Origin of the sequence: Herbaspirillum sp. WKF16 (genome assembly GCF_028993615.1) — a bacterium.
Taxonomy (GTDB): domain Bacteria; phylum Pseudomonadota; class Gammaproteobacteria; order Burkholderiales; family Burkholderiaceae_D; genus Herbaspirillum.
Genome location: NZ_CP118632.1, coordinates 1,655,253 through 1,667,658 on the forward strand (window position 1 = coordinate 1,655,253; position 12,406 = coordinate 1,667,658).

General features: G+C 65.6%; 8 protein-coding genes and 2 tRNA genes. All 10 read left to right on the top strand.

Annotated elements, in window-relative coordinates; translation table 11 throughout:
* The first annotated feature begins 307 nt into the window (after positions 1–307).
* The 10 genes from Herbaro_RS07385 (at position 308) to Herbaro_RS07430 (ending at position 12,382) form a co-directional block, all read left to right on the top strand.
* Positions 308–1,525 (top strand): amino acid aminotransferase, encoded by a 1,218-nt coding sequence (locus tag Herbaro_RS07385; protein WP_275013182.1) that lies wholly within the window; start codon positions 308–310, stop codon positions 1,523–1,525.
* Positions 1,526–1,623: 98 nt separating this feature from the next.
* Positions 1,624–1,699: transfer RNA gene (locus Herbaro_RS07390), tRNA-Asn, on the top strand.
* A 232-nt stretch (positions 1,700–1,931) separates the two neighbouring features.
* Positions 1,932–2,007 (top strand) — tRNA-Asn (locus Herbaro_RS07395).
* Between the two features lie 143 nt (positions 2,008–2,150).
* Positions 2,151–3,155 (top strand): LysR family transcriptional regulator, encoded by a 1,005-nt coding sequence (locus Herbaro_RS07400; RefSeq protein ID WP_275013183.1) that lies wholly within the window; start codon positions 2,151–2,153, stop codon positions 3,153–3,155.
* A gap of 109 nt (positions 3,156–3,264) precedes the next feature.
* Positions 3,265–4,269, top strand: a complete 1,005-nt coding sequence (locus Herbaro_RS07405; protein ID WP_275013185.1) for a 4-hydroxythreonine-4-phosphate dehydrogenase PdxA — start codon at positions 3,265–3,267, stop codon at positions 4,267–4,269.
* A gap of 73 nt (positions 4,270–4,342) precedes the next feature.
* The gene (locus Herbaro_RS07410) at positions 4,343–5,650 is read left to right on the top strand and encodes an MFS transporter (protein ID WP_275013186.1); all 1,308 of its coding nucleotides are present in this window, start codon (positions 4,343–4,345) and stop codon (positions 5,648–5,650) included.
* 519 nt (positions 5,651–6,169) lie between these two features.
* Positions 6,170–7,519 carry an MFS transporter gene (locus Herbaro_RS07415; protein WP_275013187.1) on the top strand — a complete coding sequence of 450 codons (1,350 nt, stop codon included), beginning with the start codon at positions 6,170–6,172 and terminating at the stop codon, positions 7,517–7,519.
* 78 nt (positions 7,520–7,597) lie between these two features.
* Positions 7,598–9,178 carry a galactarate dehydratase gene (gene garD / locus Herbaro_RS07420; RefSeq protein ID WP_275013188.1) on the top strand — a complete coding sequence of 527 codons (1,581 nt, stop codon included), beginning with the start codon at positions 7,598–7,600 and terminating at the stop codon, positions 9,176–9,178.
* 89 nt (positions 9,179–9,267) lie between these two features.
* Positions 9,268–10,368, top strand: a complete 1,101-nt coding sequence (locus Herbaro_RS07425; protein ID WP_275013189.1) for a lactonase family protein — start codon at positions 9,268–9,270, stop codon at positions 10,366–10,368.
* 268 nt (positions 10,369–10,636) lie between these two features.
* Positions 10,637–12,382, top strand: a complete 1,746-nt coding sequence (locus Herbaro_RS07430) for a methyl-accepting chemotaxis protein (protein WP_275013190.1) — start codon at positions 10,637–10,639, stop codon at positions 12,380–12,382.
* Positions 12,383–12,406 lie beyond the last annotated feature (24 nt).

Sequence of the window (12,406 nt, forward strand, 5' to 3'; positions counted from 1 at the left end):
GATTTGCCCGCTGCCGGCGCCGCCGCCAAGTCGGAAGGGGACGTTGCGGGCCGGAAATGCCGTGGGTGCGAATAGGGCGCAAATGCTGCCGAAATGCCCAACTTCAAGCGCGACAGGGCCGCCTCATATGTCGATTCCGCATGGCTCCATGCAGATTCGGCCTGCTTTTACAGCAGCCTGTATCTGTGATTGGGCATCGACATTTGCTAGAATGCGGTGTTGCAAAACGGTGCATGGACGGCAATCCCCGCCGTGCACCCATTCTCTCTGCAGCGCTTTGTTGCAGCTAACTTTTCATGTTATCACGATGAACGCACCTGTCTCCGCCTCCCTGTTCTCCGCCATCGAAATGGCGCCCCGCGACCCTATCCTGGGCGTGACCGAAGCCTACAACGCCGACAAGAATCCGGCCAAAACCAACCTGGGCGTGGGCGTGTATTACGACGACAATGGCAAGGTGCCGCTGCTGCAATGCGTGCGCCAGGCTGAGGCTGAGCTGATCGCCAAGCTGGCTCCGCGCACCTACCTGCCCATCGACGGCCTGGCTACCTATGACCGCGCGGTGCAGGAGCTGGTGTTCGGCGCAGGCAGCGCCGTCGTGAACGAAAAGCGCGCCATCACCGTGCAGGCCGTGGGCGGCACCGGCGCCCTGAAGCTGGGCGCGGACTTCCTGAAGCACTTCTCCGCCGCCGGCACCGAAGTCTGGATCAGCGACCCGAGCTGGGAGAACCACCGCGCGCTGTTCGAAATGGCCGGCTTCAAGGTCAACGCCTATCCCTACTACGACGCCTCGACCCGCGGCGTGAACTTCGCCGGCATGCTGGACGCCCTGAAGACCATGAAGTCCGGTTCCGTGGTGCTGCTGCACGCGTGCTGCCACAACCCGACCGGCGCCGACCTCACCGACGAGCAATGGACCCAGGTCATCGACGTGGTCACCTCGCGCGGCCTGGTGCCGTTCCTGGACATGGCCTACCAGGGCTTCGGCGACGGCATCGAGGAAGACGGCCAGGTGGTGCGCCGCTTCGCCGACGCCGGCGGTCCGCTGTTCGTGTCGAACTCCTTCTCCAAGTCCTTCTCGCTGTACGGCGAGCGCGTCGGCGCACTGTCGATCGCCGCGGCCAGCGCCGAGGAAGCCGCCCGCGTGCTGTCGCAATTGAAGCGCGTGGTCCGCACCAACTACTCCAACCCGCCGATCCACGGCGGCCAGGTCGTGGCCACCACGCTGGCCTCGCCGGAACTGCGCAAGCTGTGGGAAGACGAGCTGGCGGAGATGCGCGTGCGCATCCGCGAAATGCGCCAGCTGCTGGTCGCCAAGCTGAAGGAAAAGGCTCCGGCCCACGACTTCGACTTCGTGATCAAGCAACGCGGCATGTTCTCCTACTCCGGCCTGACCAAGGCCCAGGTGGATCGCCTGCGCAACGAGTTCTCGATCTACGCGGTGGACACCGGCCGCATCTGCGTGGCCGCGCTCAACACCAAGAACATCGACGTCGTGGTCGACGCGATCGCCAAGGTTCTGTAACGCTCGCACGGGCCGTTTCCTTGTCCCCGGGGAAACGGTTCGGCTGAAAAAGTTTTGACAGAACGCAAAATTCACGTCATAATCTTTTTCTCAGCTGTTCCCTGATAGCTCAGTCGGTAGAGCGACGGACTGTTAATCCGCAGGTCCCTGGTTCGAGTCCAGGTCGGGGAGCCAAAAAATTCGAGAAGGCCCTGCAGAAGATTGCGGGGCCTTTTCAATTGAACCCGGTTGGTAGTCGCCGGCAGTGCATTTCGGTGCAGACGCGGCGGCAATCGGCAGGGTTGAATCCAAGCTTGTTTGCGCATGAGGTGGGAAGCGCAGCAGCGACGATGAATGATGTAAAAAATTTTCTTGCGCCACTCTGGCGGCGAAAGAGAAATTCATTCATAATCGCGCCCTCAGCTGTTCCCTGATAGCTCAGTCGGTAGAGCGACGGACTGTTAATCCGCAGGTCCCTGGTTCGAGTCCAGGTCGGGGAGCCAAAGAATCGAAAGCCCCGCAAGATGATGTCTTGCGGGGCTTTTTTTCGTCTCGGCCTCCCGCGCCGGGCTGCGCGCGTCGCCTTGCGCGCGCATGCGGCGCGTAGAATGGAGCGCATCTCATCAGCCACTCTCCGTTCGCAGCCATGTCTTCCCGCCCCGAACCTTCCGCCGTCGCCGCCACGCTCGACCGCATCCATTTCGACCTGACCACGCTGCGCCTGTTCGAAGCCACCGCCGAGCTGGGCGCGGTGACCAAGGCGGCCGAGCGCATTTTCCTGGCGCCGGCGGCGGCGTCGCGGCGCATCCAGGAGTTCGAGGCGCAATTCGGCATTCCCTTGTTCGAGCGCCTGCCGCACGGCATGGCGCTGACCGACGCCGGCCGCGCGCTGCTGGCGCACGTGCGCAGCATGATGCATTCGGTGGCGCGCATGCAGGACGACGCCACCGCCTTCCGCCAGGGGAACATGGGTGTGGTGCGCCTGGCGGCCTGCACTTCGGCCGTACTGCAGTTCCTGGCGCAGGATATCCGGCGCTGCCAGGACGAATATCCCGGCATCAAGATCGACCTGCTGGAGGCCAACAGCCAGGGCGTGGTGGAAGCGGTCACGCGCGGCGTGGCCGACATCGGCATCTATGAGAGCACGCTGGGCGGCACCGAGCTGCCGACCCAGCCCTACCGCGAAGACCGGCTGGTGCTGGCGGTGCCGCACGGCCATGCGCTGGCGCGCAAGAAACGCGTGGCGCTGGAGGACATCCTGCCGCACGAGGTGATCGGCCTGTCGGAAGGGGCGGCGCTGTCGCTGGCGCTGGGGCGCCTGGCGGCGCAGAGCGGACAGGTGCTGCACATGCGCGTGATGGTGCGCAGCTTCCACAGCATGGCGGCGATGATCGCCCAGGGCATCGGCATCGGCCTGATGCCCGCCAAGGTGGCCGACCTGCTGGTGGGCGAGAACCGGTTCGCCACCGTCGCGGTGGAGGGCGAATGGGCGACGCGGCGTTTCGTGCTGTGTCACCAGCCGACCCATGCGATGTCCGGCTCGGGGCTGGCGGTGGCCGCCATGCTGGCCGCGCCCGGCCCTCGGGAAGGCAGGCCGCGCAAGGCTTCGCGTCCGGTTTCGCAAAATGCGAAACCAGCCTCAGCGAAATAGCGATGGAGTCGGCGCGCCTGCCGCTCGTATAGTTCGGCCATCAGTCCGCCGTCGCCAGCACTGTGCGCGCAGCGGACTGCCCGACAGAACACGAGATACAGGAGCCGCCATGTCCGCCGCAGCAACACCTTCCCGCCAACCATCCAAGCCGCGCATCGCGCTGACCATCGGCGACCCGGCCGGCATCGGCCCCGAACTGGTCCTGCGCCTGCTGGCCGATCCGGCCACCGGCGCGCGCGCCGACATCACGCTGATCGGCAACACGCCGGCGCTGGCGCGCGCCGCCCGGGCCACCGGGCTGCCGCTGCCGCAGGCCTCGGGCTGGCTGCGCATCGCCGACTGGGCCCAGCAGGACACGCAGTACGAAGCCGCCGTCGCCGCTGAGGCCAACGGCAAGTTCATCCTCGAATCGCTCACGCTGGGCGCGCGCATGGTGGCCGACGGCCAGGCCGACGCGCTATGCTTCGCGCCGCTCAACAAGGGCGCCATGCGCTGTGGCGGCATGCACGAGGAAGACGAGATGCGCTGGTTCGCCAAGCTGCTCGACTACAACGGCCTGTGCGGCGAACTCAACATCCTGGACGACCTCTGGACCGGCCGCGTGACCTCGCACATGCCCTTGAAGGATGTGTCCTCGCACCTCACGCCGCAGGGCGTGGCCGCGGCCATCCGCATGCTGACCGAATCCTTCCGCGCGGCCGGCAACGCCAATCCGCGCATCGGCGTGTGCGGCTTCAACCCGCACAACGGCGATAACGGCAACTACGGCCGCGAGGAGATCGACGTCATCGAACCCGGCATCAAGCTGGCGGCCGAGGCCGGTTGCCCGTCCGAAGGTCCGTTCCCGGCCGACACCATCTTCCTGCGCGCCAAGGCCGGCAAGCTGGACGGCATCGTCACCATGTACCACGACCAGGGCCAGATCGCGACCAAGCTGCTGGGCTTCGACGTCGGCGTGACGGTGGAGGGCGGCCTGCCCATCCCCATCACCACGCCGGCGCACGGCACCGCCTACGACATCGTCGATCAGGGCATCGCCAAGCCCACGGCCATGGCCAATGCCTTCGAGCTGGCCTGCCGCATGGGCGCCACGCGCGCCGCCGCCGCATCCTGATTCATCCGCCGCCGGACCGTGCCATGGCATGGCCGGCGTCATTCCTATAACCGTCCACAGAGGCGAGGAGACCATGCAAGTCAATATCAATCACGGGCAGCAGACCCACGTCCAGAAATACATGCTGGCGATTTTCTGCGCCATGTCCTTCATTCTCTATCTCGACCGCGTCAACCTGGCCGCTGCCGCCGGGCCGATCAAGGATGAGCTGGGCCTCTCCAACACCACGCTGGGCGTGGCGTTTTCAGCCTTCGGCTACACCTATGCGGTATTCCAGATCATCGGCGGCTGGTTCGCCGACAAGCTGGGCGCCAAGAAGACGCTGATCGTCTGCGGATCGATCTGGGTGGTGGCGACCGTCGCCACCGGTTTCGTCAGCGGCCTGGCCTCGCTGGTGCTGGCGCGGCTGCTGCTGGGCATCGGCGAGGGCGCGGCGCTGCCGGCGCAGGCGCGCGCCATCGCCAACTGGTTTACCCGCAAGGACCGCGGCTTCGTGCAAGGCATCACGCACTCGTTCTCGCGCCTGGGCAACGCCGTGGCGCCGCCTATCGTGGCGGTGCTGGTGGCGCTGCATTCGTGGCGCGCGGCCTTCGTCATCGTCGGCGTGCTGACGGCGGCGTGGATCGTGGTGTGGGCCTTCTATTACAAGGACAATCCGCGCGAGCACGGCAGCATCGGCGAGCTTGAGCTGGCGCGCCTGCCAGAGCACGCGGCGGCATCCGCCGGCAGCGGCGACCCCACCCCCTGGAAGAAGATCCTGCGCCGCATGTCGCCGACCATCTTCGTCTACTTCTGCCAGGTGTGGACCAACACGCTGTTCTTCAGCTGGGTGCCGATCTTCTTCATGAACGCCTATCACCTGGACCTGAAGAAGTCCGCCATCTTCGCCTCCGGCGTGTTCTTCGCCGGCGTGGTGGGGGACGTCACCGGCGGCCTGATCAGCGACCGCGTCCTGAAGCGCACCGGCAACCTGCGCCTGGCGCGCCAGGGCGTGATCGCCGCCAGCCTGGTCGGCACCTTCTGCTTCCTGATCCCGGTGATGATCAGCCGGGACGTGAACGTCGTGGTGTGGTGCCTGTCCGGCGCGTTCTTCATGCTGGAGCTGACCATCGGCCCGATCTGGGCGGTGCCCATGGACGTCGCGCCCAAGTTCGCCGGCACCGCCAGCGGCATGTTGAACACCGGCGCGGCATTGGCCACCATCATCTCGCCGCTGGTGTTCGGCGCCATCGTCGATCTCTCGGGCAACTGGAACCTGCCGTTCGTGGGTTCGGGCGTGTTCCTGCTGATCGGCGCGCTGTCGACGCTGGCCATGCGCCCGGACCGCGACATCGAGCATGCGGCCGATGGGGCGCTGAAGAAGCAATACGCGCACGGCTGAGCCGCGCAGCAACATCGGTTGCGGCCTTCATGGCCGCAACGCTTGGTTGGGGAAGGGGCTCGCGCTCCTTCCCCTTTTTTTTGTCCGCCTGGTGGACGGGGTGGCGACGGATGACTGGTCATCACAGGTCATGTCGTACAACATGATTGGATTTGATCGGGAAGGATGCGCGCTGGCGGACAGCTTCCGCAGGCGCGGGAGGTTCGTCGGGAACCCGGCTATTCTGCCTGTAATCCTTTGTGGAATTGGCTTTGTGCGGGATGGTGCAGCATTCCTCGCGGGGCGTCGGATGCGCCTCTTGCCAAAGCGCGGACACCTGTTATACTTCCCCTAGTGTTGTACGACGTCTTATAACAATTACTATTCAATCACTAAAACAATACGCCAAGAGAGACGCCAGCCCCAGTTTCAATCTGTTCCTACGCATCGTCCATCCGGCGCCGCCAGGCGGGGAGGGCGCAGGTACGGCGATCTGGCGCGAAGGTTTCCCGACGGCGAGTCGAGATCTGGAGAAAACAATTGGCAAATAGCAATCTCACGGCGACAGCCGCAGGCGCAGTCAAGGCCAGCCACGTCCGCTACCTGATCCTGTTCATGCTGTTCATCGTGACCACGGTGAACTACGCCGACCGCGCCACGCTGTCCATCGCCGGCTCGGCGATGAAGACCGAACTGAGCCTGGATCCGGTCACCATGGGCTACATCTTCTCGGCCTTCAGCTGGGCCTACGTGCTGGCGCAATTGCCGGGCGGCTGGCTGCTCGACCGCTTCGGCTCCAAGAAGATCTACATGTGGAGCATCGGCCTCTGGTCCTTCTTCACCATCCTGCAGGCCGGCGTGACCTGGATGAGCACCGCCGCCGCGGTGGTCTCGCTGTTCGTGCTGCGCTTCATCGTGGGCCTGGCCGAGGCGCCGTCCTTCCCGGCCAACGGCCGCATCGTCGCGGCCTGGTTCCCGACCAAGGAACGCGGCACCGCCTCGGCCATCTTCAACTCGGCGCAGTATTTCGCCGCCGTGCTGTTCACCCCGCTGATGGCGTGGATCGTGCATTCCTTCAGCTGGCATCACGTGTTCACCGTGATGGGCATGTTCGGCATCGTGCTGGCCATCATCTGGGGCAAGATCATCTACAGTCCCAAGGATCACCCGATGATCAACAAGGCCGAGCTGACCCACATCGAAGAGGGCGGCGGCCTGGTCGACATGGACAACCGCAAGGCGCCTGCCGCCAACACGTCGACCAAGGGCCGGGGCTACATCAAGCAGCTGCTCTCCAACCGCATGCTGCTGGGCGTGTACATCGGCCAGTACTGCATCAACGTGATCACCTATTTCTTCCTGACCTGGTTCCCGGTGTACCTGGTGCAGGAGCGCGGCATGTCGATCCTCAAGGCCGGCTTCGTGGCCTCGATCCCGGCGGTGTGCGGCTTCATCGGCGGCGTGGTCGGCGGCATCATCTCGGACCGCCTGATCAAGCGCGGCCTGTCGGTCACCTGGGCGCGCAAGATCCCCATCGTCGGCGGCATGCTGCTGTCGATGACCATGATCCTGTGCAACTACGTCGAAGCGCAGTGGATGGTGGTGGCGATCATGGCGCTGGCCTTCTTCGGCAAGGGCGTGGGCGCGCTGGGCTGGGCCGTGGTGGCCGACACCGCGCCCAAGCAGATCGTCGGCCTCTCGGGCGGGCTGTTCAACATGTTCGGCAACGTGGCCGGCATCACCACCCCGATCGTGATCGGCTACATCGTCAAGGAAACCGGTTCCTTCGCCGGCGCCCTGGTGTTCGTCGGCATCAATGCGCTGGTCACCGTCATCAGCTATCTTGTGATCGTCAAGGAAATCAAGCGCGTCGAACTGAAGGACGCCTGATCCGCAGTATCGGCGGCCAGCGCCATGCGGGCCGCCATTTCCGTTTTTTTGAAGCATCCAGCCGCAATGGGAACCAGCATGAGCACCGACACCAGCGCCAGCGCAGCCGCCAGCCAGGCATCCACCCCGCGCTACATCATGATGAACGACACGGACAACGTCGCCATCGTCGTCAACGACGGCGGCCTGCCGGCCGGCACCGTGTTCGCCGACGGCCTGACCTTGGTCGACCGCGTGCCGCAAGGCCACAAGATCGCGCTGCGCGATCTGAAGGAAGGCGAGGCCATCGTGCGCTACGACGTGGCCATCGGCTACGCCGTGCGCGACATTCCCAGGGGCAGCTGGATCGAAGAGTCGCTGGTGCGGATGCCGCCGGCGCGCGAGCTGGACAACCTGCCCATCGCCACCAGGAAACCTGCGCCGCTGCCGCCGCTGGAAGGCTATACCTTCGAGGGCTACCGCAACGCCGACGGCTCGGTGGGCACGCGCAACCTGCTGGCCATCACCACCACCGTGCAGTGCGTGGCCGGTGTGGTCGAGCATGCGGTCAGGCGCATCCGCGCCGAGCTGCTGCCCAAGTACCCGAACGTGGAAGACGTGGTGGCGCTGGAGCACACCTACGGCTGCGGCGTGGCGATCGACGCGCCCAATGCCGGCATCCCCATCCGCACGCTGCGCAACATCAGCCTGAACCCGAACTTCGGCGGCCAGGCCATGGTGGTCAGCCTGGGCTGCGAGAAATTGCAGCCCAACCGCTTGCTGCCGGAAAGCGTGATCCCCATCCACAAGGCCGGCGAGCCTTACGTGGTGTGCCTGCAGGATGCGGAGCACGTGGGCTTCAACTCCATGATCGACTCGATCATGAACATGGCCGAGGCGCGCCTGGCCGAGCTTGACAAGCGCCGCCGCGAAACCTGCCCGGCCGCCGACCTGGTGGTCGGCGTGCAGTGCGGCGGCAGCGACGCTTTCTCCGGCGTGACCGCCAATCCTGCCGTGGGCTTCGCCACCGACCTGCTGGTGCGCGCTGGCGCCTCGGTGATGTTCTCGGAAGTGACCGAGGTGCGCGACGGCATCGACCAGCTGACCTCGCGCGCGGTCAACGCGGAAGTGGCGCAGGCCATGATCCGCGAGATGGACTGGTACGACAATTACCTGAAGCAGGGCGGCGTCGACCGCAGCGCCAACACCACGCCCGGTAACAAGAAGGGCGGCTTGGCCAACATCGTCGAGAAGGCCATGGGCTCGATCGTCAAGTCGGGCAGCAGCCCGATCTCCGGCGTGCTGGCGCCGGGCGACAAGCTGCAGCAGAAGGGCCTGATCTATGCCGCCACGCCGGCCTCGGATTTCATTTGCGGCACGCTGCAGCTGGCCGCCGGCATGAACCTGCACATCTTTACCACCGGCCGCGGCACGCCTTACGGCCTGGCCGCGGTGCCGGTGATCAAGGTCGCCACCCGCAACGACCTGGCGCGGCGCTGGCATGACCTGATGGACGTCAATGCCGGCCGCATCGCCAGCGGCGAGGCCACCATCGAGGACGTCGGCTGGGAGCTGTTCCAGCTGATGCTGGACGTGGCCAGCGGCAAGAAGCGCACCTGGGCCGAGCAATGGAAGCTGCACAACGCGCTGACCCTGTTCAACCCGGCGCCGGTGACCTGAGCGACAGCCTTCGAGGGATCCGTTTGCGGATCCCTTTTTTACGCCCGCAAGGCGGCAAGCATCATCCATTAAAAAAACAGGAGACGCCAATGACCCAAAAGAACACCGCCCCGATTGCCCGCATTGCCACCCTGGCCGCAGCATCGGCGCTGACGCTGGCCGCCGGCACGGCCGGCGCGGCCACCATCGCCTATGTCTCCAACGCCGACAGCCGGGACATCTACGTGCTGCAGCTCAACGCCGACGGCAGCGTCAACCTGGTCGACAAGGTCGACACCGGCAGCACCGTGATGCCGCTGGCCCTGAGTCCCGACCACAAGTTCCTGTATGCCTCGCTGCGCGGCCAGCCGTATTCGGTCGTGAGCTACGCGATCGACCCGTCCAGCGGCAAGCTCAAGGCCCTGTCCAAGGCGCCGCTGGCCGATAACATGGCCAACATCGCCACCGACAGGAGCGGCCGCTACCTGTTTGGCGCGTCTTATACCGGCCACAGGATATCGGTCAACGCCATCGGCGCCGACGGCACGGTGCAGGCGCCGCCGCTGGCGGTGATCCCGACCGGCAAGAACGCGCACTCGGCCCAGGTTTCGCCGGACAACCGCTTCCTGTTCGCCTCCAACCTCGGCAGCGACGTGATCCTCCAATACCGCTTCGACGCCGCCGGCGGGACGGTGGCGCCGAACACGCCGCCCTCCGTGGCGACCAAGGCCGGCGCCGGCCCGCGCCACTTCCTGTTCTCCAACGACCGCCGCTTCGTCTACTCCACCAACGAACTGGACGGCACGGTCAACACCTACGGCTACGATGCCCAGGCCGGCGCGCTGACCCTGCAAGCCAGCGACTCGGCGCTGCCCGAAGGCTTCAAGAGCAACGAGCAACTGGCCACCGCCGACCTGCACCTGACGCCGGACGGACGCTTCCTCTACGCCAGCGAGCGCACCTCCAATACGCTGACCGGCTACCGCGTCGACGGCGCCAGCGGCAAGCTGGCGCGCGTGTTCAACATCCCCACCGAAACCCAGCCGCGCGGCTTCAACATCGATCCGCAGGGACGCTTCCTGCTGGCCGTGGGGCAGAAGGGCGGCCTCACCAGCTACGCCATCGACCGCGACAGCGGCGCGCTCCATCCCCTGTTCAGCTACACGCTGGGGCGCAACCCCAACTGGGTCGAGATCATCGACCTGCCCTGAGCGGCCGGGCGGTGCGCCTGCAATGTCTGCGCGGCAATGTTTTTGCCGCGCGGCATTCGCACGCGCCTTGATCCAGAACAGACACGGCGTTCGCCATTCATTGCAAAATCGACACGGGGATAGTGCATCCCCACGGGCCTAACGGGGAAATAGGGCCGTTTTCGCCAATTTGCTGGACTCTTGGGCAAATGGCGTCTTGCTGTATCTTCTGCAGCAATGTTTTTTCCATTGTCATTTGTGTTGTACAAAAATTAAGCGGAGAGAGGGAATGCGAAATCTGACGGTTCGCTTCAGCCTGATGAGCGCGCTGGCGCTGTTTTCATGCATGATCGTGGTCGGCGCCGGCGTGGGCATCTTTGCCCTGGGACGGGCCAACGGGGCCACCGAGTACGTCCACCAGCTGGCCCAGCGCACATTGGTGATCAACGACGCCTACAAGGACACCACCCGCACTCGCGCGGCCCAGACCCGCGTCTATGCGACGGCGATGGAGAAGGGCGACCAGGCGGTGGCCGAGGCGGCCTACAAGAGCGCCCAGGCGAGCTACGAGCGCGGCCTGAAATTCGTCGATGAGTTTGCCAAGCTGCCCGACCTGGAGGGGCAGGATCCGGCAATCAGGACCGAATTGCTCGAGTCGGCCAAGATCCTCAACGATAACCTCAAGCAAGCCGATACCCTGCTCAAGGCCGGCGATGTCGCTGCCTATTCGGTGCTCAACACCAAGCAGATCAGCCCCAGCGGCACGCGTTTTTCCGTAGCGCTGGAGAAGTACCAGAAGCGCGCCATGGAGCTGAGCGACAAGGTCGCCGACGAGCGCAGCCGCGAGTACAACATGGTGGTCTGGCTGGTGGCGATCGGCCTGGTCGGCGCGATGATCCTGGTGCTGGTGGTGCACTTCATGCTGCGCAACATCGTCATCACGCCGCTGAACCGCGCGGTGCATTTGCTGGACCAGGTCGCCAACGGCGACCTCACCGCGAAGATCGAGGTGCACAGCACCAATGAGATCGGCCGCCTGTTCTCGGCCATCCGCAGCATGCAGCAGAGCCTGCTGGGCACCGTCGCCGGCGTGCGCGGCAGCTCCGAGAGCATCGACACCAGCGCCAAGGAAATCGCTGCCGGCAACCTCGACCTGTCCTCGCGCACCGAGCAGCAGGCCAGCTCGCTGGAAGAGACCGCGGCGTCGATGGAGCAACTGACCGGCACCGTGCGCCAGAACGCCGAGAACGCGATGCAGGCCAACCAGCTGGCGCACTCCGCTTCGACCACCGCCAGCAAGGGCGGCGAGGTGGTGTCGCAGGTGGTCGACACCATGCAGGCGATCAACGAGTCCTCGCGCAAGATCGTCGACATCATCAGCGTGATCGACGGCATCGCCTTCCAGACCAACATCCTGGCGCTGAATGCGGCGGTGGAAGCCGCGCGCGCCGGCGAGCAGGGCCGCGGCTTCGCGGTGGTGGCGTCAGAAGTGCGTTCGCTGGCGCAACGCTCGGCGGCGGCCGCCAAGGAAATCAAGGGCCTGATCGACAACTCGGTCGCCAAGGTCGAGGCCGGCAGCCAGCTGGTCGAGCAGGCCGGCATGACGATGAGCGAGGTGGTCGACAGCGTGCAGCGCGTCACCGACATCGTCGGCGAGATCGCCGAGGCCAGCCGCGAACAGAGCACCGGCATCGAGCAGGTGAACCAGGCCATCACGCAGATGGACGAGGTGACCCAGCAGAACGCCGCGCTGGTGGAGCAGGCTGCCGCCGCCGCGCAGTCGCTGCAGGCGCAGGCCACCAAGCTGGTGGGCGCGGTCAGCATCTTCAAGATCGATGCGCATGCCGCCACCGTGACAGCGCGCCCGGCGCCGGCGGCCAGGCGCGCCGCCGCGCCGGTTGCCGCTCCTGCGCCCGTTGCCGCCGCGCCCAAGCCCGCAGCCGCAGCCGCGCCCAAGCTGCCGACGCCAGCCGCCAAGCCCGCCGCGGGCAGCAGCCGCGCCAAGGACGATAGCCAGGATTGGGAAGAGTTCTGACGCGCCGGCAACCGGGTGCAAACG

What these genes read in the sequence shown, in the direction of transcription:
- Herbaro_RS07385 (WP_275013182.1), top strand. Translation starts at nt 308, where the DNA reads ATGAACGCACCTGTCTCCGCCTCCCTGTTCTCCGCCATCGAAATGGCG.
- Herbaro_RS07400 (WP_275013183.1), top strand. Translation starts at nt 2,151, where the DNA reads ATGTCTTCCCGCCCCGAACCTTCCGCCGTCGCCGCCACGCTCGACCGC.
- Herbaro_RS07405 (WP_275013185.1), top strand. Translation starts at nt 3,265, where the DNA reads ATGTCCGCCGCAGCAACACCTTCCCGCCAACCATCCAAGCCGCGCATC.
- Herbaro_RS07410 (WP_275013186.1), top strand. Translation starts at nt 4,343, where the DNA reads ATGCAAGTCAATATCAATCACGGGCAGCAGACCCACGTCCAGAAATAC.
- garD (WP_275013188.1), top strand. Translation starts at nt 7,598, where the DNA reads ATGAGCACCGACACCAGCGCCAGCGCAGCCGCCAGCCAGGCATCCACC.
- Herbaro_RS07425 (WP_275013189.1), top strand. Translation starts at nt 9,268, where the DNA reads ATGACCCAAAAGAACACCGCCCCGATTGCCCGCATTGCCACCCTGGCC.
- Herbaro_RS07430 (WP_275013190.1), top strand. Translation starts at nt 10,637, where the DNA reads ATGCGAAATCTGACGGTTCGCTTCAGCCTGATGAGCGCGCTGGCGCTG.